Raw genomic sequence first — 25,402 nt, forward strand, 5'->3', positions numbered from 1 at the left:
CCGACATGACGCTCATCCAGCCCGACCGAGAGATCTGGTTCCTCACCGGCAGCCAGGGTCTCTACGGTGACGAGACCCTGGCCCAGGTCGCCGACCAGTCCCGCACCATCTGCGAGACGCTCGCCGACCAGCCCCAGATGACCGTCCGTCTGGTGTGGAAGCCGGTCCTCACCGACGCGTCCGCCATCCGCGCGCTGATCCTGGAGGCGAACGCCGACGACCGCTGCATCGGCCTGATCGCCTGGATGCACACGTTCTCCCCGGCCAAGATGTGGATCGCCGGCCTGGACGCCCTGAGCAAGCCGCTGCTGCACCTGCACACCCAGGCCAACCGTCAACTGCCGTGGTCCACCATCGACATGGACTTCATGAACCTGAACCAGGCCGCCCACGGCGACCGCGAGTTCGGCTACGTGCAGACCCGTCTCGGCGTCCCCCGCAAGACCGTGGCCGGGCACGTCTCCACCCCCGAGGTCGTCGACCGCATCGCCGGGTGGGCCCGCGCCGCCGTCGGCCGCGCCGAGCTCACCACCCTCAAGCTCGCCCGGTTCGGCGACAACATGCGGGACGTGGCCGTCACCGAGGGCGACAAGGTCGAGGCCCAGCTGCGGTTCGGCGTCTCGGTCAACACGTACGGGGTCAACGACCTCGTCGCCGTGGTCGACGCCGCCCCCGAGGACGCGGTCTCCGCCCTCGTCAAGGAGTACGGGGAGCTGTACGCCCTCGCGCCCGAGCTGCGCCCCGGCGGCGAGCGCCACGACTCCCTGCGCTACGCGGCCCGCGTCGAGGCCGGCATGCGTGCCTTCCTCACGGAGGGCGGATTCCGCGCCTTCACCACCAACTTCGAGGACCTGGGCGGCCTGCGGCAGTTGCCGGGGCTCGCCGTGCAGCGGCTGATGGCCGACGGGTACGGCTTCGGCGGTGAAGGCGACTGGAAGACCTCCACCCTGCTGCGCACGCTCAAGGCGATGGACCGCGGCCTGCCCGGCGGCACCTCCTTCATGGAGGACTACACCTACGACCTGACACCTGGCCAGGAGCTCATCCTCGGCGCCCACATGCTGGAGGTCTGCCCCTCGATCACGACGTCCCGGCCGAGCTGCGAAATCCACGCGCTCGGCATCGGCGGGCGCGAGGACCCGGTCCGTCTCGTCTTCGACGCGGACCCGGGCCCGGCCGTGGTCGTCGGCCTCGCCGACATGGGCGACCGCTTCCGCCTCGTCGCCAACCACATCGACGTCGTCGCCCCGCCCGAGCCGCTCCCGAAGCTGCCCGTCGCCCGGGCCGTCTGGAGCCCCCGCCCCGACCTGCGGACCTCCACCGAGGCCTGGCTGACCGCCGGGGCGCCGCACCACACCGTCCTGACCACCGCCCTCGGCGGCGAGGAGCTCGAGGACCTCGCCGAGATGCTGCGGGTCGAGCTCGCCGTCATCGACGAGGACACCACCGTACGGCGGTTCACGCGCGAACTGCGCTGGAACCAGGCGTACCACCGTCTGGCGCAGAGCCTGTGAGCGCCACCGTGTCCAAGGAGCTGCGCCGGGAGGTGCTGGAGGCCAACCTCCGCATCCCGAAGGCCGGTCTGGCCACCCTCACCTGGGGCAACGTGAGCGGGGTGGACCGGGAGGCCGGCGTCTTCGTCATCAAGCCCTCGGGCGTGTCCTACGACGTGCTGAGCGACGAGGACCTCGTCGTCGTCTCCCTGGCCGACGGCAGCGTCGTGGAGGGCCGCCTGCGGCCGTCCACGGACACGGAGACGCACCGGAGCCTCTACCTGGCCTTCCCGTCCATCGGGGGCGTGACCCACACGCACTCCACGCACGCGGTCGCCTTCGCCCAGGCCCGGCGTCCCATACCGGTGCTCGGGACGACCCACGCGGACACCTTCAACGGTCCCGTCCCCGTCACCGAGCCCCTCACGCCCGAGCAGTGCGCCACGGACTACGAGTACAACACCGGCCAGGTCATCGTGGACCTCCTCGGCCGCGACGACACGCTCGCCCGGGAGGTCCCCGGCGCCCTGGTCGCCCATCACGGCCCCTTCACCTGGGGCGCGAGCGCCACCAAGTCCCTGGAGCACGCCATCATCTGCGAGGCGGTGGCGGAGATGGCCCTCCACACCATCGCGCTGGGCACGGTGGTGCCCCCGCAGCACGTGCTGGACCGTCACTTCACCCGTAAGCACGGCCCCGGCGCGTACTACGGCAACCCGACCTCCGCCTGACAGCACCGAGGGGAGCCAGGATGATCCTGGCTCCCCTCTTCCGTGCGGGCCGTACGGGTCAGGCGCGGGTCCAGCGCTGGTTGGTGCCGTTCCAGCAGGTGTACAACTGGATCAGCGTGCCGTTGGCGGTGCCGTTGCCGGCCGCGTCGAGGCAGAGGCCCGACTGGACGCCGACGATGCTGCCGTCGGTGTTCAGGCGCCACTTCTGGTTGTCGCCGCCCCAGCAGCTGTAGATCTGCACCTTCGCGCCGTTGGCGGTGCCGGCGGCGTCGAGGCACTTGTTGCCGTAGACCTTCAGCTCACCGGCGGAGGTGAGGGTCCACTGCTGGTTGCCGCCGCCGCTGCAGTCGTACAGCTGGACCTGGGTGCCGTCGGCCGTCGACGAGCCCGGCACGTCCACACAGCGGCCCGAGGCGACGCCCTTGATCGGTCCGGAGCCGGGGGAGGGGGTCGGCGTGGGGGTGGGGTTGGGGTTGGTGGATCCCGCGTTGAGGGCGTTCAGTACGGAGGTGTAGGCCGCCTTCTTGCTGCCGTCGCCGTTGAACAGGAGCGGGGTGTCGCCCGCCCGCCAGGAGTCGGTGTCGCGGACGCCCCAGACGGTGATGCCGAGGCAGCGCGGGACGGCCAGGCAGTCGTTGGTCACGTTGGCGTACGTGGTGCCCGAGGCGCCCTGGATGTCGAGCTCGGTGACGGCCACGTCGACGCCGAGCGCGGCGAAACTCTGCAGTGTGGTACGGAAGTTGCTGTTGTACGGGCTGTCGCTGTTGAAGTGCGACTGGAAGCCGACGCAGTCGATGGGCACGCCGCGCTGCTTGAAGTCCTTCACCATGGCGTACATGGCCTGGGTCTTGGCCCAGGTCCAGTTCTCCACGTTGTAGTCGTTGTAGCAGAGCTTGGCGGCCGGGTCGGCGGCGCGCGCGGTACGGAAGGCGACCTCGATCCAGTCGTTGCCGGAGCGCTGGAGGTTGGAGTCGCGCCGGGCCCCCGAACTGCCGTCGGCGAAGGCCTCGTTGACGACGTCCCACTGGGCGATCTTGCCCTTGTAGTGGGTCATCACGCCGGTGATGTGGTTGTTCATCGCCTGGCGCAGCGCGCTGCCGCTGAGGGCCTGCATCCAGGAGGGCTGCTGGGAGTGCCAGGCCAGGGTGTGGCCGCGCACCTGCTTGCCGTTCTGCACGGCCCAGTTGAAGACCCGGTCGCCGGAGGTGAAGTTGAACTGCCCCTGCTGCGGCTCGGTGGCGTCGATCTTCATCTCGTTCTCGGCGGTCACCGAGTTGAACTCGCGGGCGGCGATCGACGTGTACGCCGTGTCGCCGAGCCGGCCCGAGGCGATGGCCGTGCCGAAGTAGCGGCCGCTCTGCGCCGCCGCGGCGCCGAGCGTGGTCTCGGCGGCCTGCGAGGCGGGTGCCGCCAGGAGGGTGGCGGACCCGAGGGCGCCGACGAGGAGCGCCGCGATCAGGCCTCCTCTTTTCCGGCGGAGCGAGGGCGGTGTCATGGCGTGAGGGCGCATGGGGGGACCTCCGATAAGGGAAATCGCGGGTGGGGGAGCGCGCGCGGCGGAAGGAATCCGCGGCGGCGAAGTCCGCGTCCGGGGAATGGGACTGCGGAAAGCGGCGGTGACGCCTTGGGAATCAGTCTGGAAATACGGCATGGGCCTGTCAATGGTTTCGGAGATGTTTCGGAAACATCGGCCGCGTGTCAGGGGTGTCACGCCCTTTCGCCGGGGTGACGAAAAAGCGGTCCTCGTCGAAAGTATTTCGACGAGGACCGCTTTTACCGCGGGCACGTGCCCGAAGCGCTCGGTCAGTTCGGATAGTCGATCGCGAACCACGGGAAATGCGCCTGGTTAGTCGAGGGAAGGCCCTGGGACGTGGCGTACGCACCGAGCTGGACACTGGTGAACAGAGGCCTGAGGAACGTGGCCTCGACCGTGGTCAGCTCCTGCCAGGGCCCGTCGGGCACCGCGTGGACGAAGGTGTGCCCGAAGCCTCGGACACGGACCCCCAGGCGGACGGGGCCAGGGGGGAGGGCGGCGCGGGCCAGGACGTCCGCGCCCCGGCGGAGGACGAGCCCCTCCGCCGTCCGCAGCAGGAGAAGGTGCGTGTCGTCGTCGACGACCACGGCGAGGCCGGCCTCCTCTCCCGGTCCGTCCGGGGTGAAGCGCAGCTCCGTCGAGACGTCGCAGTCCGGCTGTTCCTGGGGGCGTACCAGCAGGGACGGCACGGCGGTCTCCCCGAGCCGCTCCGGGCGGAGCCGGAGACGGAGCCCGTCGCCCGTGCTCCAGAACGGCGCGCGCGGAGTGCGCAGGACGCTCCAGTCGGGGGAGAGCGTCGTGAAGTCGTCGCGGACCGGGCGGGAACCCCCGGCGTGGGCGACGGGGGAGAAGGCCGGCACGCCCTCGTCCCAGGTGACCCGGCTGAGGAAGGTCTCCCGGCCGAGGGCGGAGCCCGGCCGGATGCCCAGGAGGACGGCCCGCCAGTCCCCGTACGCCGTCTGCACGAGATCGGCGTGTCCGGTGCAGGTGACCGGCCCCTTCGGGACCGGTGCCAGGACCGGGTTGCCGGGAACGCCCTCGTAGGGCCCGGTCACCGTGTCGGCGCGGGCGGCGACCACGCTGTGGTCCACGTCGGTACCGCCCTCGGCGGTGATGAGGACGTACGTCCCGTCGACCTTGTACAGGTGCGGGGCCTCCGACCAGCGGGCCTCCGGGTGGGTCCCCGACCACAGGACGTACTCCGGTCCCGTGAGCCGCCGTTCGTCCGGCAGGTAGGCGCGCATCCAGATCTCGGTGTGGCCGGCGGCCTCGTCCCGTACCCGGGAGGCGGTGAACCAGGCCCGGCCGTCGCCGTCCGGCCCGTCGTCGAAGAACAGCGACGGGTCGAAGCCGTCGCCCTCCAGCCAGTACGGCTCCGACCACGGCCCCGCCGGGTCGGTCGCCGTGACGACGAAGTGCCCCGGACCGTCCATCAGCGTGCAGACGAGGTGGAACAGCCCGTCGTGGTGACGGATCGTCGGCGCGAACAGGCCGCGCGACGGCCGGCAGTCGTCCAGGTCGAGCTGCGACGGCCGGTCGAGCGCGGAACCGACGCGCCGCCAGTTCACCAGGTCGCGGCTGTGGAACACGGGCAGCCCGGGGAACCACTCGAAACTGGACGTCACCAGGTAGTAGTCCGCCCCCACCCGGCAGACGGACGGATCGGGCCGGAACCCGGGAAGCACGGGCTCAACGAACGCCCCGGACGGTACGGGCTCACCGAACGCCCCGGACGGTACGGGCTCACCGAGCGCTTCGCTCACGGCGCGACCTCGATCTCGACCGGAACGGACAGGACACGGTCGGCACCCGGGTGACGCACGGGGCCGTGCAGGGTGAAGGACCCCTGGAGCGGGAGGTCACCGCTGGACCGTCCGACGGCCACGCCGATCTCGCCGGGCTCCACTCTCCTGCGCAGATCGACCCCGGTGAAGGAGGTTCGGTCGGCGTGCACGGAGAAGGTGAGCCGGGCGGCCTCGCCCGGCCGCAGCTCGACCCTGCCGAACCCGGCGAGCCACCGCAGCGGCCGGACAACGGACGCCTCGGGGTCCGACAGGTACAGCTGGACCACCTCGGTGCCGGTCACCTCGCCGACGTTGCGCACGGTGACCGCGACCGACACGGACCCGTCCGTCGCGGCGGTGGGATCCACCGCGAGATCCGCGTAGGCGAAGCTGGTCCAGCTCAGCCCGTGCCCGAAGGGGAACAGCGGGGTCGGGTCCACCGAGCTCCAGTCGGTCCGGCCGCCCAGCGTGGAGCGCAGGTACGTGCCGGGCTGTCCGCCCACCTGGCGGGGGACGGAGACCGGAAGCCGGCCGCCCGGTTCCGCGGCCCCGCTGATGATCCGGGCCAGCGCGGTGCCGCCCTCCTCGCCGGGGAAGAAGGCCTGGACGACGGCCGCCGCCCGGTCGGCGAGCGAGCCGAGCGCGTACGGCCGTCCGGAGACGAGGACCAGCACGGTCGGCACCCCGGAGGCCAGCACGGCCTCGGCGAGCGCGGCCTGGTCGCCGGGCAGGTCGAGGGTCTCGGCGTCGCAGCCCTCGCCCGAGGTGCCCCGGCCGAACATGCCGGCCCGGTCGCCGAGTACCAGCACGTTCACCTCCGGATCCTCCTCGGTGACCGTGAACCCGGCGGCGGAGAGCGCCTCGCCGAGCGTCGGGATCTCCACCCCCGGGTCGCCGGGCAGCGCGACGTGGTTCGGGAAGGAGTAGCAGCCGAGGAAGGAGAGCGGATCGTCCGCGTACGGACCGCTGACCGAGACCCGGCAGGGCCGCAGCGGCAGGATGCCGTCGTTGGCGAGCAGCACCGTGGACCGCTCGGCCAGAATCCGGGCAAGCGCCCGGTTCTCCGGCGGGTCCAGGTCGATCGGCTCGGGCTTGACGGGCTCCCAGTCGGGGTCGAGCAGGCCGAGCTCGGCCTTCTGCAGCAGCACCCGCTCCACGGCCCGGTCGACGAGCGCCTCGGACAGTTCCCCCGACCGTACGAGGGCGGTCAGCGGCTCGCCGTAACAACGGGCAGTGGGCAGTTCGACGTCGATCCCGGCGGTCAGCGCCAGCGCGCCGGCCGCGCCCCGCGACCCGGCGACGCCGTGCCGGGACTCCAGGAAGGAGACCGCGTAGTAGTCGGCGACGACGGTGCCGTCGAAGCCGAGCTCGTCCCTGAGGAGTCCGGTGAGGAGCCGCTCGTCGGCGGCCACCGGAACGCCGTCCACGTCGGTGTAGCTGTTCATCACCGACCGGGCGCCGCCCTCGCGCAGCGCGCGGACGAACGGCTCGACCAGGACGTCGGCGAACTCGCGGGGCCCCACGGCGACGGGGGCCATGTTCCGGCCGCCGCGCGAGGACGAGTACCCGGCGAAGTGCTTGAGCGTCGCCACGATGCCCGCGCTTTCCAGACCCTGGACGTACGCGGTGCCGATCGCGCCGACGAGGTACGGGTCCTCGCCCACGCACTCCTCGGTACGGCCCCACCGGTAGTCGCGGACCACGTCGAGGACCGGAGCGAGCCCCTGGTGGACGCCGACCCGCCGCATCCCGTCGCCGATGGCGGCGGACATCCGCCGCACGAGCCCGGGATCGAAGGACGCTCCCCAGGCGAGCGGCCCGGGGAAGACCGTGGCGCCCAGCGTCATGAACCCGGTCAGGCACTCCTCGTGGGCGAGGGCCGGTATGCCGAACCGGCCGGCCTCCGTCACCTGCCGCTGGAGCGCGGCGAGCCGCTCCATGCCGGTCTCGGCGGCGATCGGCGCCGTCCCGTACACCCGGGTGAGCTGGCCGAGACCCTGCCCGATGATGTCGTCGAGGCCGGGGGCCGGTTCGCCGGAATCGTCCTCCATCGGCGCCACCGGCGCTCCGGGGTCGGACGGCAGGGCCCAGAAGCCGGCGAGTTGACCCGCCTTCTCCTCCAGCGTCATCCGACTCAGCAGATCGGCGACTCGGACGGAAGCGGGCAGGAGGGGGTCACACCAGGGCTCGGTCACGGGGGTACTCCTGAGAACGGGGTGGGGCGGTGGAGACACGGACCTTGAGGTCGGTCGAAAGCTCCATCCGGGGGCTGACCAGGGGCTGGTCCTCCAGAAGCTGGAAGAGCGTGCGGGCGGCGAGCCGGCCCATCTCCTCCAGCGGCTGACGCACCGTCGTCAACGGCGGTGACAGCCATTCGCACATGGGCAGGTCGTCGAAACCGACCACGCTGAGGTCTCCGGGGATGCTCAGTCCGGCCTGCCGGGCCGCCTCGTAGACGCCCATCGCCTGCTGGTCGCTGCCGGCGAAGATGGCGGTGGGCGGCTCGGGGAGGGCGAGCAGCTCCCGCGCGCACCGGAAGCCGCCCTCGTGCTGGAAGTCGCCGAACCGGACCAGGTCGCGGTCGAACTCGATCCCGGCACGCTCCAGGGCTGCCCGGTAGCCGTCGACGCGGGCCTGGCTGCAGAGCATCTCCTTGCGTCCGCCGATCGCGGCGATCCGGCGGTGGCCCAGCTCCAGCAGGTGCTCGGTGGCCGCGAGGCCGCCCGCCCAGTTGGTCGCGCCGATGCTCGGGACACCGTTGTCCGGAAGGTCGATCGGGTCGATGACGACGAGCGCCACCCCGCCCCGCTCGACCTGGGCGCGCTGCGCCTCGGTGACGGAGGCGGTGACGAGGATGACGCCGTCGCTGTGGTGCTGGACCGGCACGGCGGACCAGCTCGACGGGGTGGCCTCGCCCGGCGGGACGAGCGACACGACGGTGCCGATGCCCCGCCCCGCGCACTCGGCCTCGACGCCGCGGAGGATCTCCACCGCCCAGGCGCTGTCCAGGCCACCGATGATCAGGTCGACGAGACCGGATCTGCGGGCCCTGTTCTGCCGGCCGGGCTGGAGGTAGTTGTGCGACCGCAGCAGTGCCTCGATGCGTCGGCGCGTCGTGGGCGCGACGTCGGAGCGGCCGTTGATCACCTTGGAGACGGTGGCCTGTGAGACCCCCGCCTCCGCGGCGATCACCGCCAGGGTCGCCCGCTGCTCGCTCAACTTCTCTCCTCTTCGGCGTCTCGACGCCATGCATGGGCGACAGATTTCGCAAACTTTCGATGAGTTTCGGGGCGGCATGACGGCTTGTCAACCCCGTTGTTGCCGGAAGGTTTCGGAGATAAATCGGTGAGAAGTCTTGACCGCGGTGCCGGTCGTTCCTAGGTTTTGGCACCACGCAATTCGAGAGTATTTCGAAAAGTTTTCGAGATCATCCCCTTCGGAGGTCCCATGGCCAGCACCCAACCGAGCCGTCGCAGCTTCCTGACGCTCGCGGGCATGACCACGCTGTCCGTCGCCCTCACCGCGGCCTGCGGGTCCGACGGCACCGGCGGCAACGTCTCCGCCGACGGCAAGGTCACGTTCGAGTGGTGGAACATCGCCACGACGGAGCCGGGCAAGTCCCTCTTCCCGCAGATCTCCACGGCGTTCACCAAGGCGCACCCGAAGGTCGCGATCAACACGACCTCGCTGGAGAACGAGGCGTTCAAGTCGAAGCTGACCGCCACCACTTCCTCGGGCAAGCTCCCGGACGTCTACCAGACCTGGGGCGGCGGCGTGCTCCAGCAGCAGGTGGACGCGGGCCTCGTGGAGGACCTCACCGACCTCGCCGCCGAGTGGTCCTCGCAGCTCACCCCGGTCTCGCTCTCGGCCTACCAGATCGAGGGCCGCCTCTACGCGATCCCGTACGACATCGGCATGGTCGGCTTCTGGTACAACAAGAAGCTCTTCGCCAAGGCCGGGATCACCGCCCCGCCGGCCACCTGGACCGAGTACCTCGGCGCCGTGAAGAAGCTCAAGGCCGCGGGCGTCACCCCGATCGCCCTCGCCGGCAAGGAGAAGTGGCCCGGCCACTACTACTGGGCCTACCTCGCGATGCGCGTCGCCGGCCTCCCCGCCCTGCAGAAGGCCGCCGAGACCAAGGACTTCACCGACCCCGGCTTCGTCAAGGCGGGCGCCCTCCTCAAGGAGCTCGTCGACCTCCAGCCGTTCCAGCCGGGCTTCCTCGGCGCCGGGTACTCCAGCCCCGGCGGCCAGGCCGCGACCATGGGCAACGGCAAGGCGGCCATGGAGCTGATGGGCCAGTGGGGGCCGTCCGTGCAGAAGGACGCGGGCGCCGACCTCGGCGCGGACCTGGGCTTCTTCGCCTTCCCGACGGTCGAGGGCGGAGTGGGCCAGGCCAGTGAGGTCTTCGGCGGCGGCAGCGGCTTCGCGCTCCGCAAGGGCGCCCCGAAGGAGGCCCTGGACTTCCTGAAGTTCTTCTCGGTGGACAACGAGGACAAGCTCCTCGCCTCCAACGGCTACCTGCCGGTGGTCAAGGGCGCGGAGAGCCAGCTCAAGGACGCCAACAAGAAGGTCGTCGCCGACAGCCTGGTCAAGGCCACCGGCTTCCAGCTCTTCCTGGACCAGGCCTACCCGCCGGCCGTCGGCCAGGAGGTCAACGACAGCGTCGCCGACCTCATAGCGGGCAAGAAGACCCCCGAGCAGGTCACCCAGTCGATCACCGAGGCTGCGAAGAGTGCCTAGCTCCGTGTCCACCCTGACCAAGGAGAGGACGGAGGCGTCCGTGGCGACGCCCACGCCCCCTCCGACCCGTTCACTCCTGAGCCGGTGGGGTTCCTGGGCCTCGGTGGCCTGGTTCCTCGTCCCGGCCCTGGTGCTCTTCCTGGTGTTCGTCCTCGCCCCGATGGTGGTCGCCGTCTGGACGGGCTTCTTCAAATGGGGCGGCATCGGCCCCATGGATGACTTCGTCGGCCTGGACAACTACAGCAAGCTCTTCGACGACGAGGTCTTCGTCGGGGATCTGTGGCGCGGCCTGTACCTGATCCTCATGTCGGTCCTGGTGCAGCTGCCGTTCGCCCTGTTCACCGCGGTCCTGCTGAACCAGAAGCTCCGCGGCCGGGCCGTCTACCGGATGCTGTTCTTCGCGCCGTACATCCTCTCCGAGGTCGTCACCGCGGTCCTCTTCACGATGATCTTCCTGCCCGGCGCGGGCATGGCCGACCACATCGCCGGCCTCCTCGGCCTGGAGGGTCTCCAGGGCAAGTGGCTCGCCGACCCCTCGACGGTCCTGCCGACCCTGTTCGTCGTCATGATCTGGAAGTACTTCGGCTTCCACATGATGCTGTTCCTCGCCGGGCTGCAGAGCATCCCGACCGAGATCCTGGAAGCCGCCTCGATCGACGGCGCCGGCCCCTGGCAGCGCTTCCGGCACATCACGTTGCCGCTGCTCGGACCGACGGTCCGGATCAGCGTCTTCCTGTCGATCATCGGGTCCATCCAGCTCTTCGACCTCGTCTGGGTCATGACCGCGGGCGGTCCCAACCACTCCTCCGAGACGATGGCCATCGCGATGTTCCAGTTCGGGTTCAAGCGGTACCAGGTCGGCTACGCCAGCGCGATCAGCGTCGTGCTGTTCATGATCAGCCTCGTCTTCTCCCTCTTCTACCAGCGGTACGTGCTCCGGCGTGACCTGAGCGGTGCCGTCACCTCGGGAGGTGACCGATGAACGCCCGTCGGACGGTACGCGGCCTCTCGCTGCACGCCGTGGTCTGGCTGATCGCCGCCTTCGTCGCCGTACCCCTGCTCTACGCGGTGATCTCCGGTTTCAAGAGCACCGCGGAACTCACGAACAACCCGTTCGGACTTCCGGAGCAGTGGAAGGTCGGCAATTACCTCGGAATTCTCGGCGACGGCATGTTCTGGCGGCAGATCGCCAACAGTGCGGGCATCGCCATCGGTACGACGGTCGTCACCGTCGTGGCCTCGGCGATGGCGGCCTTCGTGCTCGCCCGATACGCCTTCCGGGGAAGGGAGTTGTTCTATACGCTCTTCACCATCGGGCTGATGTTCCCGTTCGCGGTCGCCGTTCTGCCGCTCTTCCTCATGCTGCGCACCTTCGGCCTGCTCGACAATCCGCTCGGAGTGATCCTCCCGCAGGCGGCGTTCGGGCTGCCCATGACGATCGTGATCCTGCGCGGTTTCTTCCGGACCATCCCGGCGGAGATCGAGGAGGCCGCGACCATGGACGGCTGCGGCAAGCTCCGCTTCTTCTGGCAGATCCTGTTGCCGATGGCGCGGCCGGCGCTCGGCACGGTCTCCGTCCTGGCGGTCGTCGCGAGCTGGAACAACTTCTTCCTCCCGCTGTTGGTGTTCAACGACCCGAAGCTGCAGACGATCCCGGTCGGCGTGCAGCAGTTCCAGGGCCAGTACTCGACCGACTTCGCGCTCGTCCTCGCGTACATCGTGCTCGCCATGATCCCCGCCCTCGCGTTCTACGCCGTCGCCGAGCGGCAGCTGATCGGCGGCCTCACGGCCGGCGCGACCAAGGGCTGATCCGTACCGCGTGACCAAGGGCCGACCCGTACCGCGTGACCTCCCTGTCCCTGAGGAGATCCAGTGAAACGCATGACCGCCTTGACAGCCGTCGCACTGTTAGCGCTAACATCCCCCATGGCCGCCGCGGAACCCGCGCCGTCGGCGGCCACCCAGGCCGACCCGGCCCACACGGCCCACCCGGCCGACCAGGCCCGCCGGCTCCACCCGGCCGGACCCGTCATCGACTTCCGGGCAGCACTCCAGCCCATCGACGGATTCGGCTTCTCCATGGCCTTCCAGCGCGCCGACCTGCTGCACGGCGCACGCGGCCTCAGCCCCGCGAAGCAGCGCGAGGTCCTCGACCTGCTGCTCAGCAAGGAGAAGGGCGCGGGCCTGTCGATCCTGCGCCTGGGCATCGGCTCGTCGACCGACCGGGTCTACGACCACATGCCGACCATCCTGCCCACCGACCCCGGTGGGCCGGACGCCACACCGGAGTACATCTGGGACGGCTGGGACGGCGGCCAGGTGTGGCTCGCCAAGGAGGCCAAGGCGTACGGCGTCGAGCGCTTCTACGCCGACGCCTGGAGCGCGCCCGCCTTCATGAAGACCAACGGCAGCGAGAACAACGGCGGCGAGCTGCTCCCCGCCTGGCGCCAGGCCTACGCGAACTACCTCGTGCAGTACGCGAAGTTCTACGAGCGCGAGGGCATCGACATCACCGACCTCGGGTTCACCAACGAACCCGACTGGACGGCGACCTACGCCTCGATGCGGTTCACGCCCCAGCAGGCCGTCGACTTCCTCAAGGTGCTCGGACCGACCGTCCGCGCCTCCGGGCTGAAGACCGGCATCGTCTGCTGTGATGCCGCCGGCTGGGACCGCCAGGTCGCCTACACCGAGGCCATCGAGGCGGACCCGGAGGCCGACAGGGCCGTACGGACCGTCACCGGCCACCGCTACAGCGGTGCGACCTCGGTCCCGCAGCCCACCGACAAGCACGTGTGGATGTCCGAGTGGTCGCCGGACGGCGGCACCTGGAACGAGCGCTGGGACGACGGCAGCGGCTACGACGGCCTCACCGTCGCCGCCGACATCCAGAACACCCTGACCGTCGGCAACGCCAACGCCTACGTCTACTGGACCGGCGCCTCCCTCGGCGCGACCCGGGGCCTCATCCAGCTCGCCAACCCCGGCGACGACTACCGGGTGTCCAAGCGGTACTGGGCACTCGCCGCCTTCAGCCGCTTCATCCGTCCCGGCGCCGTCCGCGTGCCGGTCACGGACGCCGACCCGGACCTGCGCGTCACGGCCTTCCGCAACACGGACGGCAGCCGCGTGATCGAGATCCTCAACACCGCGTCCGTCGAGAGGTCCGCCACGTTCACCCTCCGCGGCGGACACGACAAGCGGCCCGAAGGCTACGTCACCGACGAGACCCGCTCGATCGCCCCGGCGGACGTCGTCACCGCCCACGGCACGACCCTCACGGCGAAGCTCGCCCCCCGCGCGCTCACCACGATCGTTCTCGACTGACCCGCCCCCGCCCACACCCGAGGAGCCGCTCATGTCCATGTCCCGTCATCTGATCGCCCTCGCCGCGGCCGTCTGCGTCTCCGCCGGCCTCGCCGCCGCCCCCGCCACCGCCGAGCCCCGCCCCGCCACGCTCGCCGAACTGGCCAAGAAGCACCACAAGTACTTCGGCTCGGCCACCGACAACCCCGAGTTCACCGACGCCGCCTACCTGAAGCTCCTCGGCAGCGAGTTCGGCCAGACCACCCCCGGCAACGCCATGAAGTGGTACGCCACCGAACCCCAGCCCGGCGTCTTCGACTTCACCGCCGCCGACGAGGTCATGGCCTTCGCCAAGGACCACCACCAGAAGGTCCGCGGCCACACGCTCGTCTGGCACAGCCAGCTCCCCGCCTGGCTCACCGACCGCACCTGGACCGCCGAGGAGCTGCGCCCCGTCCTCAAGAACCACATCCAGACGGTGGCGCGGAAGTACAAGGGCAAGGTCATCCACTGGGACGTCGTCAACGAGGCCTTCAACGAGGACGGCACCTACCGCCAGTCGGTCTTCTACAAGACGCTCGGCCCCGGCTACATCGCCGACGCCCTCCGCTGGGCCCACGAGGCCGACCCGCACGCCAAGCTCTACCTCAACGACTACAACGTCGACGGCATCAACGCCAAGAGCGACGCCTACTACAAGCTCATCAAGCAGCTGAAGGCCGACGGCGTCCCGGTCGAGGGCTTCGGCCTCCAGGGCCACCTGGCGCTCCAGTACGGCTTCCCCGCCGGCGTCAAGGAGAACATCCAGCGCTTCGCCGACCTCGGCGTCGACGTCGCCGTCACCGAGCTCGACATCCGGATGCAGCTCCCCGCGACCCCGGAGAAGCTCGCCACCCAGGCCCAGTGGTACGCCGACTACGTCAAGGCCTGCCTGGACGTCGAGCGGTGCGTCGGCGTCACCATCTGGGACTACACCGACAAGTACTCGTGGATCCCCGGGGTCTTCCCCGAGGAGGGAGCCGCGCTGCCGTTCGACGAGAACCTCCGGCCCAAGCCCGCCTACGACGCCATCCGGAAGGTGCTGGGCGGATGATCAGGACGGCCATCGTCGGGGCGGGCGGGATCGCGGGCATCTGCCACGTCCCCGCCCTCCGGGCCCAGGCGCACCGGGCCGAGATCGTGGCCGTCGTCGACGTGGACGCCGTGCGTGCCGAGGCCTTCGCGGCCGAGCACGGCATCCCCGCCGTCCACACCGACCTGCGCACGATGCTCGACGAGCAGCGCCCGGACGTGGTGCACCTGTGCACGCCGCCGTTCCTGCACGCCGAACAGGCCGTGGCCTGCCTGAACGCGGGGGCGTGGGTCTGGTGCGAGAAGCCGGTGGCGCTGTCCCTCGCCGAGATCGACCGGATCCGCGCCGCCGAGGGCACGGCCGCCGCGGGCGCCGTCTTCCAGCACCGGTACGGCTCCGGTGCCCGGTACCTGCGCGAGCTGATCGCCGCCGGGACCCTGGGCCGCCCGCTGGTCGCCCAGTGCGTCACGGCCTGGTACCGCGACGACGCCTACTACGACGTGCCGTGGCGCGGCACCTGGGAGAGCGAGGGCGGCGGCCCGACGCTCGGCCACGGCATCCACCAGACGGACCTGCTGCTCGCGGTGCTCGGCCCCTGGGCCGAGGTGCGGGCGATGGCCGGCCGCCTCGCACGCGACGTCCGGACCGAGGACGTGTCCACGGCCCTCGTCCGTTTCGAGAACGGCGCCGTCGCCACCGTCGTCAACAGCGTCCTCTCGCCGCGCGAGGAGAGCTACCTGCGGTTCGACCTCACCGAGGCCACGGTCGAACTCCGGCACCTGTACGGCTACTCCAACGCGGACTGGACGTTCACCGGCAGGACGCCCGACACGAAGTGGGAGCCGCCGGAGGACGTACCCAGCTCGCACACCGCCCAGCTGGCCGCCTTCCTGGACGGGTACGAGGCAGGGATCCGCCCCGACCTCGGCCGACCCACCATGGAACTGGTCACCGCCCTGTACAAGGCCGCGATCACCGGCCGGCCCGTCGTGCGCGGGGAGATCGACGCCAACGACCCGTTCTACGGCGTCCTCCACGGAGGACGCCCGGAGGTGTTCCGATGACCCTCGAACTCCTGCGGGACGAGGACGCGTTGACCGTACGGGCCCGGGGCACCGACCTCTTCCGGTACGTGCACCACCCGGTCATGGACCCCTTCGAGGCGCCGAAGCCCTACCTGCACCCGGTGCGCACGCTCGGCGGCCGGGTGGTCACCGGCTACCGGCCGCACGACCACCGCTGGCACAAGGGCGTCCAGCTCACCGCCTCCTGGGTGTCGGGCCAGAACTTCTGGGGCGGCGGCACCTACCTGCGCGGCCAGGGCTACGTCGACCTGCCGAACCTCGGCACGATGCGCAGCCTCGACGTGACCGCCGAGACGGACCACGACCGCGTCGCCCTCACCGAACGGCTCGCCTGGCACACCATGGCGGGCGGGCACTGGATCGACGAGCGCCGGACGCTGACCGCGCGCGACGTCGAGGACGACTCCTGGACCCTGGAGGTCACCACCGAGCTGACCAACGTCCACGGCACCGGCCTGGTCTTCGGCAGCCCCGGCACCCAGGGCCGCGAACTCGCCGGATACACCGGCCTGTTCTGGCGCGGACCGCGCGAGTTCACCGGCGGGGAGGTGATCGGCCCCGGAATGGGCGAGCGGGGCGACTGGCTGGCCTTCGTCGGCACCCACGACGAGGTCGACCACTCCTCGACGCTGCTGTTCCTGGACGACCCCGACCACCCCTGCCAGTGGTTCGTCCGCAGCGAGCCCATCCCCGCCGTCAACCCGTCCCTGGCGTTCGACAAGGAGGTGCCGCTCGCCCCCGGCGAGACGCTGGCGCGCCGCTACCGGATCGTCGTGGCCGACGGCGCCTGGGACCGCGCGCGCCTGACCCGGTACGTCGAGGAGCACCCGTGGTGACGGCGCTCCCCGGCGGTGTCGGACTCTCCGACCTGACCGTGTACGAGTGGGAGGCCGCCGACGGACTGTGCGGCGGCACCCCGCACATGCACCTCGTCTGCTCGGAGGCGTACGTCGTCATCGGCGGCGAGGGCAGCGTGCAGACCCTCACGACCTCCGGTTTCGCCGACACGCCGCTGCGCGTCGGCGACGTCGTCCGGTTCACCCCGGGAACGATCCACCGCCTGGTCAACGGCGGCGGTCTGCGGCTCGTCGTCCTCATGCAGAACAGCGGCCTCCCCGAGGCCGGCGACGCCGTCTTCACCTTCCCCGCCCCCGTCCTGGCCGATCCCGAGGCCTACGCGGCGGCGGCGACCCTGACCGGCGACCACGGCGAGGCGGCGCTCCGCCGCCGCGACCTGGCGCTCGAAGGGTTTCTGACCCTGCGCGAGAAAGGCGGGCTGCGGGAGTTCCACGCCGCGGCCCTCCGCCTGAAACAGGGCCTCCTCGGTGAATGGGAGGCCCGCTGGCGCGGCGGCGCCCTGGCGGCGGCCGAGGAGACCGGCCGTCAGCTGGAGCGCCTCAAGGCCGGGGACCTCGCGCATCTCGACGACGGCGCGGTGGAGCGCCTGGACCGCCCGGAGGCCCCGCGCCACGGGATGTGCGGCCTCCTCCACCCGTACACCGCCGCCCTCCCGGCGTAGCCGCTCGACGGCCCGCCGGCCCCCGACGCACCACCTGCACCACCCGCACCCATCGCACCACCCGCACCCCGTACCCCCACCCCCCGAAGGAAGCCGTCCGATGACATTCCGTCGTCCACCCCTGATCATGGGGCTCGTCCTCGCGGTCCTGTCCTCCCTGCTGCTCGGGTCCTCACTCCTCACCGCCCCGCCGGCCGCCGCGGCCACCGTCGACACCAGCGCCTGGTACGTCCTCGTCAACCGCAACAGCGGCAAGGCCCTCGACGTCTACAACCTGTCGACCAGCGACGGCGCCCGCATCACCCAGTGGACCAGGAACGACCAGAACCAGCAGCAGTGGCAGTTCGTCTCCAACGGCGACGGCTACTACCGCGTGAAGTCCCGCCACTCCGGCAAGGTCCTGGACGTCCAGAACAGCTCCACCGCCAACGGCGCCGCGATCACCCAGTGGAGCGACGCGAACGGCACCAACCAGCAGTGGCGCCTCGCCGACAGCGCCGACGGGTACGTGCGCCTCGTCGCCCGCCACAGCGGCAAGGCCCTCGAAGTCCAGGGCGCCTCCACCGCCGACGGTGCGAACATCGTCCAGTACGACGACTGGGGCGGCGCCAACCAGCAGTGGCAGTTCATCAAGGTCGCCGGCGGCACCACGCCCGGCACCTGTGCGCTCCCCTCGACGTACCGCTGGTCGTCCTCGGGCCCGCTCGCGCAGCCCAAGCCGGAATGGGCCTCGCTCAAGGACTTCACCGTCGCCCCGTACAACGGCAAGCAGCTCGTCTACGCCACCACGTACGGCGCCGCGGGCACGGGCAAGGGCTGGGGTTCGATGAACTTCTCGCCCTTCACCACCTGGTCGGACATGGCCACCACCGCCCAGAACGGCATGACGAACTCCGTCGTCGCGCCCACGCTCTTCTACTTCGCGCCGAAGAACATCTGGGTGCTCGCCTACCAGTGGGGCAGGACCGCCTTCTCCTACCGGACGTCGACCGACCCCACCAACCCCAACGGCTGGTCGGCGGAGCAGGAGCTCTTCTCCGGCACCATCTCCGGCTCGGGAACGGGCCCCATCGACCAGACCCTGATCGCCGACGGCACGAACATGTACCTGTTCTTCGCCGGTGACAACGGCAAGATCTACCGCGCCAGCATGCCGATCGGGAACTTCCCGAGCAGCTTCGGCTCCTCGTACACGACGGTCATGAGCGACACGGAGAAGAACCTCTTCGAGGCTCCCCAGGTCTACAAGGTCAAGGACCAGAACCAGTACCTCATGATCGTCGAGGCCCGGGGTGCGAGCGAGCAGCGCTTCTTCCGCTCGTTCACCGCCACCAGCCTGAACGGCACCTGGACGCCCCAGGCCGCCACCGAGACCAACCCCTTCGCGGGCAAGGCCAACAGCGGCGCCACCTGGACCAACGACATCAGCCACGGCGAGCTGGTCCGCGCCACCGCCGACCAGACCTTCACGATCGACCCCTGCAACCTGCAGTTCCTCTACCAGGGACGTGACCCGAACGTCGGCGGCGACTACGGCCTCCTGCCCTACCGCCCGGGCCTTCTGACCCTCCAGCGCTGACCCAGGGGGCACACCGCCCCCCTCCGACCCGTCACGCCGCGGCCCCTCCGCTCCGCCGGAGGGGCCGCGGCATGTGATCCTGATGCCCATGTCGACCTTCGCAACCACCGTGGTGCTGCTCATCGCCGCGCTCCACGTCTACATCCTGGTCCTGGAGATGTTCCTCTGGACCGGCCCCCGGGCCCGCGCCGCCTTCGGCACCACCGCCGCCTTCGCCGCCGAGACCAAGGCGCTCGCCGCCAACCAGGGGCTGTACAACGGCTTCCTCGCCGCCGGCCTCGTGTGGGGCGCGGTCGCCTCCGACCCCGTCGGTTTCCAGGCGAAGATCTTCTTCCTGGTGTGCGTCGCCGTCGCGGGCGCCTACGGCGCCGCCACCGCCAGCCGCAAGATCCTCTTCGTCCAGACGGTCCCGGCCCTCATCGGCCTGGCCCTGGTGCTCGCGGCCCACTGACGGTGCCGCCGCCGACAGGCCGGGGCCGCCGCGAGGACGCCGGGTGCGCGCGGGTAACCTCCCTGCTGTTTGACCGGGCGGTGTCTCCGCCGTACGTACGCGGAAGGACCCGACCCTGAACCCCGAGCTCGCGGAGGCGCTGTCCGCGACCCTCCTGATCCTCGTCCTCGCCTGCGCCGTCGCGCGGCCCTTCGGCTGGCCCGAGGCGGTGGTGGCCGTCCCCGCCGCCGGCGTGGTTGTCGCCACCGGAGCGATCCCCCTCCACGACGCGGTCGAGGAGGCCGAGCGGCTCGGACCCGTCATCGGCTTCCTCGCGGCCGTACTCGTCCTCGCCCAGCTCTGCGACGACGAGGGACTCTTCCGCGCCTGCGGCGCCTGGATGGCCCGCACGGCCGCGAACCGGCCGCGCCGCCTCCTCGGGCAGGTGTTCCTGGCCGCGTCGGCGATCACCGCCGTCCTCAGCCTCGACGCCACGGTCGTGCTGCTCACGCCCGTCGTCTTCGCCACCGCCGCCCGGATCGGTGCCCGCCCCAAACCCCACGTCTACGCCTGCACGCACCTCTCCAACACGGCCTCCCTCCTCCTGCCGGTCTCCAACCTCACCAACCTCCTCGCCTTCGCCGCGAGCGGTCTGAGCTTCACCCGGTTCGCCGCGCTCATGGCGCTGCCCTGGCTGGTCGCGATCGGCGTCGAGTACGCGGTCTTCCGCCGCTTCTTCGCGACCGACCTGGACGCCGGGGCGCAGGCCCCCGCCCTCACCGAGGCACCCCGGCCGCCGATGTTCGCGCTCGTCACCGTGGGCTGCACGCTGGTCGGCTTCGTCCTGACCTCGGCGGTCGGGATCGACCCCGCGTGGGCGGCGCTCGCCGGTGCGCTCGCCCTCGCCGTACGCGCCCTGCTCCGGCGCCGCACCGCCCCGCGGGCCCTGCTCCGCGCCACCTCCGTCCCCTTCCTCGCCTTCGTCCTCGCCCTCGGCATCGTCGTCCGGGCGGTCGTCGACAACGGGCTCGACGAGGTCCTCGCGAACGTCATCCCGGACGGCGCCGGATTCCCCGAGCTGCTGGCCCTCGCCGCGCTCGCCGCCGTCCTCGCGAACGTCATCAACAACCTCCCCGCCGTCCTCGTGCTGCTCCCGCTGACCGCCCCCTCCGGCCCCGGTGCCGTCCTCGCCGTGCTCCTCGGGGTCAACATCGGGCCCAACCTCACGTACGCCGGTTCCCTGGCCACGCTGCTCTGGCGGCGTATCGTCCATGCCCACGACGGTGAGGTGGAACTCAAGGAGTTCACCCGGCTCGGCGTCTACACGGTCCCGGCGGCCCTCGTCGCGTCCGTGTCGGCGCTGTGGCTCTCGCTCACCGTGATCGGAGGAGGCTGACGCGTATGAGCCCCGTGGCACCCGTGCCGCCCGCGACTGTGGTCGTCTGGATCGCCGAGGGCACCTGGCCGGCGTGCGTGGACGCCGCCCGCGCCCACACCCCGGTGGGGACGGAGACCGTCCTGCTGCACGTCACCGCCCCCGACGTGCCGGGCGCCGCGCACGGTGCCTTCGCCGGGCTCCTCGGCCGCGGCCATCCCGAACGCGACCCGGGCACCCGTCTGGAACACCTCGCCTCCTCCTCCGCCCACGAGCTGCTCCGGGCCGCCGCCGACCGCCTCGGCCGCCCCTGCACGACCACCGAGCGCACCGGTCGCACCGAGCGCGAGGTCCTCGCGGAGGCGGAGGCGTCGGGCGCCGACCTGCTGATCCTGTCCCGCGACGGCGACCGAACCCACGCCGGCCCCCACAGCCTCGGCCCCGCGGGCCGCTACGTCGTCGACCACGCCCCCTGCCCCGTCCTGCTCGTCTGGCCGGAGCCGCCCGGCGCCGCCGACATCCGTTAGGGGGCTTCCTGCCGATCGGGCCGGGACGGGTTCCAGAGGCCGTCGGCCTCGCCGCGGGCGAGGTGCTCCTCGTAGATCCGGACCTTGTAGCGCATGACCTCCAGGGTGTCCTGGAGCGCACGGATCTGCTCCTCCACGTGGCTCTCGTGGCGGCGGAGCAGGTCGAGACGTTGGCGCTCGTTGCCCGGGCCCTGCCGGACCAGGTCGATGTACTCCCGGATCATCGCCAGCGGCATGCCGGAGGCGCGCAGCTTCGTGCAGACGGCCAGCCAGCCGAGGTCCTCCTCGTGGTAGATCCGGCGGCCGTTGGACAGGCGGCGCACGGGGTTGGCGAAGAGGCCCTCCCGCTCGTAGAACCGCAGCGCGTGCACGCTCAGCCCACTGCGCTCGGCCACCTCGCCGATGCTCAGGTCCATCCGTACCCCTCCCGCCGATCGCTGTTGATCTAGACCCGACTCTAGGTTCTACGGTCGTTCCCACGGCCCTTCGGGGCTCTGCGAACAGGGGAGAAGACATGAGCGTGTGGTTCGTCACCGGTGCGTCGCGCGGACTCGGCGCGGAGATCACGCGGGAGGCCCTCGGCCGGGGGCACCGCGTCATCGCCACGGCCCGGGACGCGGCGGCGGTGCTGAAGGCCTACCCGGAGGCGCCGGACCGGCTGCTCGCGGTCAGCGCGGACGTGACGGCGCCGGAGCGGCTGGCGGCCGCGGTCGAGGCGGGGCTCGCGGCCTTCGGCCGGATCGACGTCGTCGTCAACAACGCCGGATACGGACTCGTCGGCGCCGTCGAGGAGATCTCCGACCAGGCAGCCCGCGACCTGTTCGACGTCAACGTCTTCGGCGTGCTCAACACCCTGCGCGCCACCCTCCCGACGCTCCGCGCCCAGCGCTCCGGGCACGTCCTGAACATCGGCTCCGTCGGCGGCTTCGCGACCGCGCCCGCCGTGGGCCTGTACGGCGCCTCGAAGTTCGCCGTGGAGGGCATCACCGAGGCCCTCCACGGCGAGCTCGCCCCCGTCGGCGTCCGCGTCACGATCGTGGAACCCGGCGGCTTCCGCACCGACTTCCTCTCCGGTACGAGCATGCGCGTCGCACCGGCCTCCATACCCGACTACGAGGCCGGGGCGGGCCCGGTCCGCGAGGCCCTGGCCGGCAACGACGGCCGTCAGCCCGGCGACCCCGCGAAGGCGGCCAAGGCGATCGTCGACGTCACGGAGGCCGCCGATCCGCCCCTCCGCCTCCAGCTCGGCGCGGACGCCGTCGACCGCGTCGAGGCCAAGCTGGACCTGGTGCGCCGCGAGTTGGACCAGTGGCGGGAGGTCGCCCTCTCCACCGGGATCGGGGACGGGGACGGGATCAGGGACGCGGGCTGACACCGGCCGTGCCACGCGGCCGGTCAGTCGCGCGGCCGGTCAGCCGCGTCCTCCGTCCTGGCTGCCGCATCCGGCGAACGAGTAGTCGATCTGGAGCCCGTCGAGGTTGACCTGGTCCTCCTCGAGCTGCTCCTTGAGCCGCATCCGCTGCGCCTCCAGCTGCTGGATCGTCGCGGGGTCGGTGTTCGGATGGGTGTACAGCTCGTCGATCGTCCTGCCGATGCGGACGATGAGGTCGTGGGTCTTGCGGATCCGCTTCTTCAGGTCGTTGATCCCGCGCCGCAGATCGGCGCAGAGGCTCACACCGGTGGGGACGGGGCTCGTCACGCCGACGGTCGCGAACCGGGGTTCCAGCCGGGAGAGCGCCTTCTTCCTGCTCTTCTTCGCCTTCTTGCTCATCGTGTCGGCCATGACGGTGTCCTTCCGCTCGGGCGCCGGCCCGCTCACGCGGCCGGGTCGACGGTCACCTTCACGTGCTTCATGATCGGCTGGTCGCTCTGGGTGCTGTAGTCGGCGAGCGCGCACAGCACGTTCATCTCCGGCATGTACCCGGCGGCGCAGCCGCGCGGGATGTCGTACGGGACGGCGACGTAGCCCTTGAGGAACCTCCGGCTCCCGTCCCGCGCCGTGCTCGTGATGTCGACGGCTCCGAGGTCGGCGATGCCGCGCTCCCGCATGTCCGCCCGGTTCATGAAGACGAGCGTGCGCAGGTTCTTGATGCCCCGGTAGCGGTCGTCGTCCGAGTAGATCGTGGTGTTCCACTGGTCGTGCGAGCGCATCGTGCCGAGGGCCAGCGTGCCGGGCGCGGGGACGACGTCGGGGAGCGGGGCGGTGGAGAACTCGGCCCGCCCGGACGGGGTGAGGAAGACGAGTTCGCGCGCGGGCTGCTTGATGCGGAAGCCGAGCGGCAGCCGTACACGCCGGTTGAAGTCCTCGAAACCGTCGAGCGCGCGGGCCATGGTGTCGCGGATGCGGTCGTAGTCCTCGACGTACCACTCCCACGGCGTCGCGCTGTCGGGCAGGGCGGCGCGGGCCATGCCGGCGACGATCGCCGGTTCGGAGAGCAGGTGCGGCGAGGCGGGCTTCTTCATGCCGACGGACAGGTGCACCATGCTCATCGAGTCCTCGACGGAGGTCGACTGGACGCCCTTGCGCTGGTGGTCCTTCTCGGTCCTGCCGAGGCACGGCAGGATCAACGCCTGCCGCCCGTGCACGACATGACTGCGGTTCAGCTTGGTGCTCACCTGCACGGTGAGGTCGCAGGCGCGCAACGCCTCGTACGTGTAAGGGGTGTCGGGCGCGGCCAGCGCGAAGTTCCCGCCCATTCCGACGAAGACGCGCACGTCGCCCCGGTGCATGGCCTGGATGCTCCGCACCGTGTCGAGGCCGTGTTCGCGCGGCGGATCGATCGCGCACACCTCGGCCAGCCGGTCGAGGAACGCCTCGCTGGGGCGGTGGTCGATGCCGCAGGTGCGGTTGCCCTGGACGTTGCTGTGTCCGCGTACGGGGGAGGGGCCGGCGCCCTCGCGGCCCAGGTTGCCCCGCAGGAGGAGCAGGTTGACGATCTCGCGGACGGTGTCGACACCGTGCTCGTGCTGGGTGACGCCCAGGCACCAGCTGATGATCGTGCGGTCGGCTTCCTCGTACACGCGGGCCGCCTTGAGGACGTCCTCCCGGCTCAGCCCGGACTGGCGCTCGATCTCCTCCCACGTCGTGGCCTCGCACACCGCCCGGTACTCCTCGAACCCGGCCGTGTGCCGCTCGACGAACTCCCGGTCCAGCGACTTGGGATCGGTCACCGAGCGTTCCAGGACCGCCTTGGCCATCCCGCGCAGCAGGGCCATGTCGCCGCCGATGCGCGGCTGGAGGTTGAGGGTGCTGGTCGGGGTCGCGTGGAAGGTGGCCATGTCCTTGAAGTCGTGCGGGATGATCGCGCGCGTGGCGGCCGCCTCGACGAGCGGGTTGACGTGCACGATCCGGGCGCCGCGGTGGTACGCCTCCGCGAGCGCGGTCAGCATCCGGGGCGCGTTCGAGGCGGCGTTGACGCCGAACAGGAAGAGGGCGTCGGCGGTCTCCCAGTCCTTGAGGTCGACCGTGCCCTTCCCGGTGCCGAGGGAGGCCGTGAGCGCCCGGCCGCTGGCCTCGTGGCACATGTTGGAGCAGTCGGGCAGGTTGTTCGTGCCCAGCTCGCGGGCCATCAGCTGGTAGAGGAAGGTGGCCTCGTTGCCGAGGCGGCCGGAGGTGTAGAAGGCGGCCCGGTTCGGGTCGTCGAGTTCGCGCAACGCGGCTCCGACCAGCTCGAACGCGGCTTTCCAGGTGATCGGCACGTAGTGGTCGGAAGCGGGGTCGTAGACCATCGGCTCGGTCAGCCGGCCCTGGTCCTCCAGCGCGTGGTCGGTCCATCCGGCCAGCTCGGTCACCGTATGGGCGGCGAAGAACGCGCGGTCGACCCGCTTGCGGGTCATCTCCCAGGTGACGTGCTTGATGCCGTTCTCGCAGATGTCGAGCCGCAGGCCCTTGGTGTCGTCGGGCCATGCGCAGCCGGGACAGTCGAACCCGGTGTTCTCGTGGTTCATCCGCATGATCGCCCGTGGCCCGTCCAGGGGAAGCGCACCCTCGCGCGCCATGAACCGGGTCACGCTCTTGGCCGCTCCCCACCCGGCGGCCGGGTGGTGGTACGGGCGGAACTCCGGCTCCCCGTCCGGTTCCGGCCCGACACGGGCCTCGACTGCCCCCTGGTCGTCCTTGTCGACTGTCACGTTGCTTCGACCCTTCCCGGGAGGAGCGGGGGACGGACTGCCTCATTCCGCAGGCTATGCCCGCCAGGGCGGCGCTGCCATTCGGGGAATGCC

22 protein-coding genes are annotated in these 25,402 nt (G+C 71.0%); 15 read left to right on the forward strand and 7 right to left on the reverse strand.

Translation table 11 applies throughout. From position 1 onward, the window contains the following. The first annotated feature begins 5 nt into the window (after window positions 1–5). Window positions 6–1,514 (forward strand): L-arabinose isomerase, encoded by a 1,509-nt coding sequence (araA, locus tag ACFC0Z_RS03620; RefSeq protein WP_376432312.1) that lies wholly within the window; start codon window positions 6–8, stop codon window positions 1,512–1,514. After that, window positions 1,475–2,224: an L-ribulose-5-phosphate 4-epimerase AraD gene (gene araD, locus ACFC0Z_RS03625; RefSeq protein WP_376433438.1), complete on the forward strand. Its 750-nt coding sequence runs from the start codon at window positions 1,475–1,477 to the stop codon at window positions 2,222–2,224. The genes araA and araD overlap by 40 nt, the downstream gene beginning before the upstream one ends. Before the next feature lie 58 nt (window positions 2,225–2,282). Here araD and ACFC0Z_RS03630 read toward each other — a convergent pair whose 3' ends face one another. The 4 genes from ACFC0Z_RS03630 to ACFC0Z_RS03645 all read right to left on the reverse strand — a co-directional run bounded on the left by ACFC0Z_RS03630 (window position 2,283) and on the right by ACFC0Z_RS03645 (window position 8,761). Next, window positions 2,283–3,719, reverse strand: a complete 1,437-nt coding sequence (locus ACFC0Z_RS03630; protein WP_376432314.1) for an endo-1,4-beta-xylanase — start codon at window positions 3,717–3,719, stop codon at window positions 2,283–2,285. Window positions 3,720–4,027: 308 nt separating this feature from the next. After that, the gene (locus tag ACFC0Z_RS03635) at window positions 4,028–5,521 is read right to left on the reverse strand and encodes a family 43 glycosylhydrolase (protein WP_376432316.1); all 1,494 of its coding nucleotides are present in this window, start codon (window positions 5,519–5,521) and stop codon (window positions 4,028–4,030) included. Further along, complete coding sequence (locus tag ACFC0Z_RS03640) at window positions 5,518–7,737, reverse strand: glycoside hydrolase family 3 N-terminal domain-containing protein (RefSeq protein WP_376432318.1); 2,220 nt, start codon at window positions 7,735–7,737, stop codon at window positions 5,518–5,520. Before ACFC0Z_RS03640 ends, ACFC0Z_RS03635 begins: the two co-directional genes overlap by 4 nt. After that, the gene (locus ACFC0Z_RS03645; RefSeq protein ID WP_376432320.1) at window positions 7,718–8,761 is read right to left on the reverse strand and encodes a LacI family DNA-binding transcriptional regulator; all 1,044 of its coding nucleotides are present in this window, start codon (window positions 8,759–8,761) and stop codon (window positions 7,718–7,720) included. The genes ACFC0Z_RS03640 and ACFC0Z_RS03645 overlap by 20 nt, the downstream gene beginning before the upstream one ends. 228 nt (window positions 8,762–8,989) lie before the next feature. Here ACFC0Z_RS03645 and ACFC0Z_RS03650 point away from each other — a divergent pair, with 228 nt between their 5' ends. The 12 genes from ACFC0Z_RS03650 (at window position 8,990) to ACFC0Z_RS03705 (ending at window position 21,178) form a co-directional block, all read left to right on the forward strand. Beyond that, on the forward strand, window positions 8,990–10,285 hold the full coding sequence (locus ACFC0Z_RS03650) for an extracellular solute-binding protein (RefSeq protein WP_376432322.1): 1,296 nt from the start codon (window positions 8,990–8,992) through the stop codon (window positions 10,283–10,285). Window positions 10,286–10,361: 76 nt separating this feature from the next. Further along, a complete protein-coding gene (locus ACFC0Z_RS03655; RefSeq protein WP_376433440.1) occupies window positions 10,362–11,267 on the forward strand; it encodes a carbohydrate ABC transporter permease in 906 nt (301 codons plus the stop codon). Further along, the gene (locus tag ACFC0Z_RS03660) at window positions 11,264–12,094 is read left to right on the forward strand and encodes a carbohydrate ABC transporter permease (protein WP_376432324.1); all 831 of its coding nucleotides are present in this window, start codon (window positions 11,264–11,266) and stop codon (window positions 12,092–12,094) included. Before ACFC0Z_RS03655 ends, ACFC0Z_RS03660 begins: the two co-directional genes overlap by 4 nt. A 117-nt stretch (window positions 12,095–12,211) precedes the next feature. Further along, window positions 12,212–13,612: a glycoside hydrolase gene (locus tag ACFC0Z_RS03665; protein WP_376432326.1), complete on the forward strand. Its 1,401-nt coding sequence runs from the start codon at window positions 12,212–12,214 to the stop codon at window positions 13,610–13,612. A gap of 31 nt (window positions 13,613–13,643) precedes the next feature. Continuing rightward, on the forward strand, window positions 13,644–14,684 hold the full coding sequence (locus ACFC0Z_RS03670) for an endo-1,4-beta-xylanase (protein WP_376432328.1): 1,041 nt from the start codon (window positions 13,644–13,646) through the stop codon (window positions 14,682–14,684). Further along, window positions 14,681–15,727, forward strand: a complete 1,047-nt coding sequence (locus ACFC0Z_RS03675) for a Gfo/Idh/MocA family protein (RefSeq protein WP_376432330.1) — start codon at window positions 14,681–14,683, stop codon at window positions 15,725–15,727. The genes ACFC0Z_RS03670 and ACFC0Z_RS03675 overlap by 4 nt, the downstream gene beginning before the upstream one ends. Further along, window positions 15,724–16,584: a PmoA family protein gene (locus ACFC0Z_RS03680; protein ID WP_376432332.1), complete on the forward strand. Its 861-nt coding sequence runs from the start codon at window positions 15,724–15,726 to the stop codon at window positions 16,582–16,584. Before ACFC0Z_RS03675 ends, ACFC0Z_RS03680 begins: the two co-directional genes overlap by 4 nt. After that, a complete protein-coding gene (locus tag ACFC0Z_RS03685) occupies window positions 16,581–17,267 on the forward strand; it encodes a cupin domain-containing protein (RefSeq protein ID WP_376433441.1) in 687 nt (228 codons plus the stop codon). The genes ACFC0Z_RS03680 and ACFC0Z_RS03685 overlap by 4 nt, the downstream gene beginning before the upstream one ends. A 100-nt stretch (window positions 17,268–17,367) precedes the next feature. Then, window positions 17,368–18,846 carry a non-reducing end alpha-L-arabinofuranosidase family hydrolase gene (locus ACFC0Z_RS03690; protein WP_376432333.1) on the forward strand — a complete coding sequence of 493 codons (1,479 nt, stop codon included), beginning with the start codon at window positions 17,368–17,370 and terminating at the stop codon, window positions 18,844–18,846. 88 nt (window positions 18,847–18,934) lie between these two features. Further along, on the forward strand, window positions 18,935–19,297 hold the full coding sequence (locus ACFC0Z_RS03695; protein ID WP_376432335.1) for a DUF1304 domain-containing protein: 363 nt from the start codon (window positions 18,935–18,937) through the stop codon (window positions 19,295–19,297). Between the two features lie 115 nt (window positions 19,298–19,412). Then, window positions 19,413–20,672 (forward strand): SLC13 family permease, encoded by a 1,260-nt coding sequence (locus ACFC0Z_RS03700; RefSeq protein WP_376433443.1) that lies wholly within the window; start codon window positions 19,413–19,415, stop codon window positions 20,670–20,672. 5 nt (window positions 20,673–20,677) lie between these two features. Next, entirely contained in the window at window positions 20,678–21,178 is a 501-nt protein-coding gene (locus tag ACFC0Z_RS03705; protein ID WP_376432337.1) for a universal stress protein, read from the forward strand. Here the strand turns inward: ACFC0Z_RS03705 and ACFC0Z_RS03710 are convergent. After that, window positions 21,175–21,594, reverse strand: coding sequence for a MerR family transcriptional regulator (locus ACFC0Z_RS03710; RefSeq protein WP_376432339.1), 420 nt, complete (start codon window positions 21,592–21,594; stop codon window positions 21,175–21,177). The two genes, ACFC0Z_RS03705 and ACFC0Z_RS03710, sit on opposite strands and share 4 nt — an antisense overlap. A gap of 98 nt (window positions 21,595–21,692) precedes the next feature. On the opposite strand from ACFC0Z_RS03710, the gene ACFC0Z_RS03715 reads away from it, so the two are divergent. Beyond that, window positions 21,693–22,550, forward strand: a complete 858-nt coding sequence (locus tag ACFC0Z_RS03715) for an oxidoreductase (protein ID WP_376432342.1) — start codon at window positions 21,693–21,695, stop codon at window positions 22,548–22,550. Between the two features lie 39 nt (window positions 22,551–22,589). Here ACFC0Z_RS03715 and ACFC0Z_RS03720 read toward each other — a convergent pair whose 3' ends face one another. Together ACFC0Z_RS03720 and ACFC0Z_RS03725 are read right to left on the reverse strand one after the other, a co-directional pair. After that, entirely contained in the window at window positions 22,590–22,961 is a 372-nt protein-coding gene (locus ACFC0Z_RS03720) for a hypothetical protein (RefSeq protein WP_376432344.1), read from the reverse strand. A gap of 32 nt (window positions 22,962–22,993) precedes the next feature. Next, window positions 22,994–25,309: an FdhF/YdeP family oxidoreductase gene (locus ACFC0Z_RS03725; protein WP_376432346.1), complete on the reverse strand. Its 2,316-nt coding sequence runs from the start codon at window positions 25,307–25,309 to the stop codon at window positions 22,994–22,996. Window positions 25,310–25,402: the final 93 nt, after the last annotated feature.

The sequence above is a fragment of the Streptomyces sp. NPDC056144 genome (assembly GCF_042264145.1).
Lineage (GTDB): Bacteria > Actinomycetota > Actinomycetes > Streptomycetales > Streptomycetaceae > Streptomyces.

Coding starts and splice junctions, on each gene's coding strand:
- ACFC0Z_RS03720 (WP_376432344.1), bottom strand. CDS start 22,961: ATGGCCGACACGATGAGCAAGAAGGCGAAGAAGAGCAGGAAGAAGGCG.
- ACFC0Z_RS03705 (WP_376432337.1), top strand. CDS start 20,678: ATGAGCCCCGTGGCACCCGTGCCGCCCGCGACTGTGGTCGTCTGGATC.
- araA (WP_376432312.1), top strand. CDS start 6: ATGACGCTCATCCAGCCCGACCGAGAGATCTGGTTCCTCACCGGCAGC.
- ACFC0Z_RS03630 (WP_376432314.1), bottom strand. CDS start 3,719: ATGACACCGCCCTCGCTCCGCCGGAAAAGAGGAGGCCTGATCGCGGCG.
- ACFC0Z_RS03665 (WP_376432326.1), top strand. CDS start 12,212: ATGGCCGCCGCGGAACCCGCGCCGTCGGCGGCCACCCAGGCCGACCCG.
- ACFC0Z_RS03680 (WP_376432332.1), top strand. CDS start 15,724: ATGACCCTCGAACTCCTGCGGGACGAGGACGCGTTGACCGTACGGGCC.
- ACFC0Z_RS03695 (WP_376432335.1), top strand. CDS start 18,935: ATGTCGACCTTCGCAACCACCGTGGTGCTGCTCATCGCCGCGCTCCAC.
- ACFC0Z_RS03715 (WP_376432342.1), top strand. CDS start 21,693: ATGAGCGTGTGGTTCGTCACCGGTGCGTCGCGCGGACTCGGCGCGGAG.
- ACFC0Z_RS03710 (WP_376432339.1), bottom strand. CDS start 21,594: ATGGACCTGAGCATCGGCGAGGTGGCCGAGCGCAGTGGGCTGAGCGTG.
- ACFC0Z_RS03650 (WP_376432322.1), top strand. CDS start 8,990: ATGGCCAGCACCCAACCGAGCCGTCGCAGCTTCCTGACGCTCGCGGGC.
- ACFC0Z_RS03670 (WP_376432328.1), top strand. CDS start 13,644: ATGTCCATGTCCCGTCATCTGATCGCCCTCGCCGCGGCCGTCTGCGTC.
- ACFC0Z_RS03690 (WP_376432333.1), top strand. CDS start 17,368: ATGACATTCCGTCGTCCACCCCTGATCATGGGGCTCGTCCTCGCGGTC.
- ACFC0Z_RS03660 (WP_376432324.1), top strand. CDS start 11,264: ATGAACGCCCGTCGGACGGTACGCGGCCTCTCGCTGCACGCCGTGGTC.
- ACFC0Z_RS03675 (WP_376432330.1), top strand. CDS start 14,681: ATGATCAGGACGGCCATCGTCGGGGCGGGCGGGATCGCGGGCATCTGC.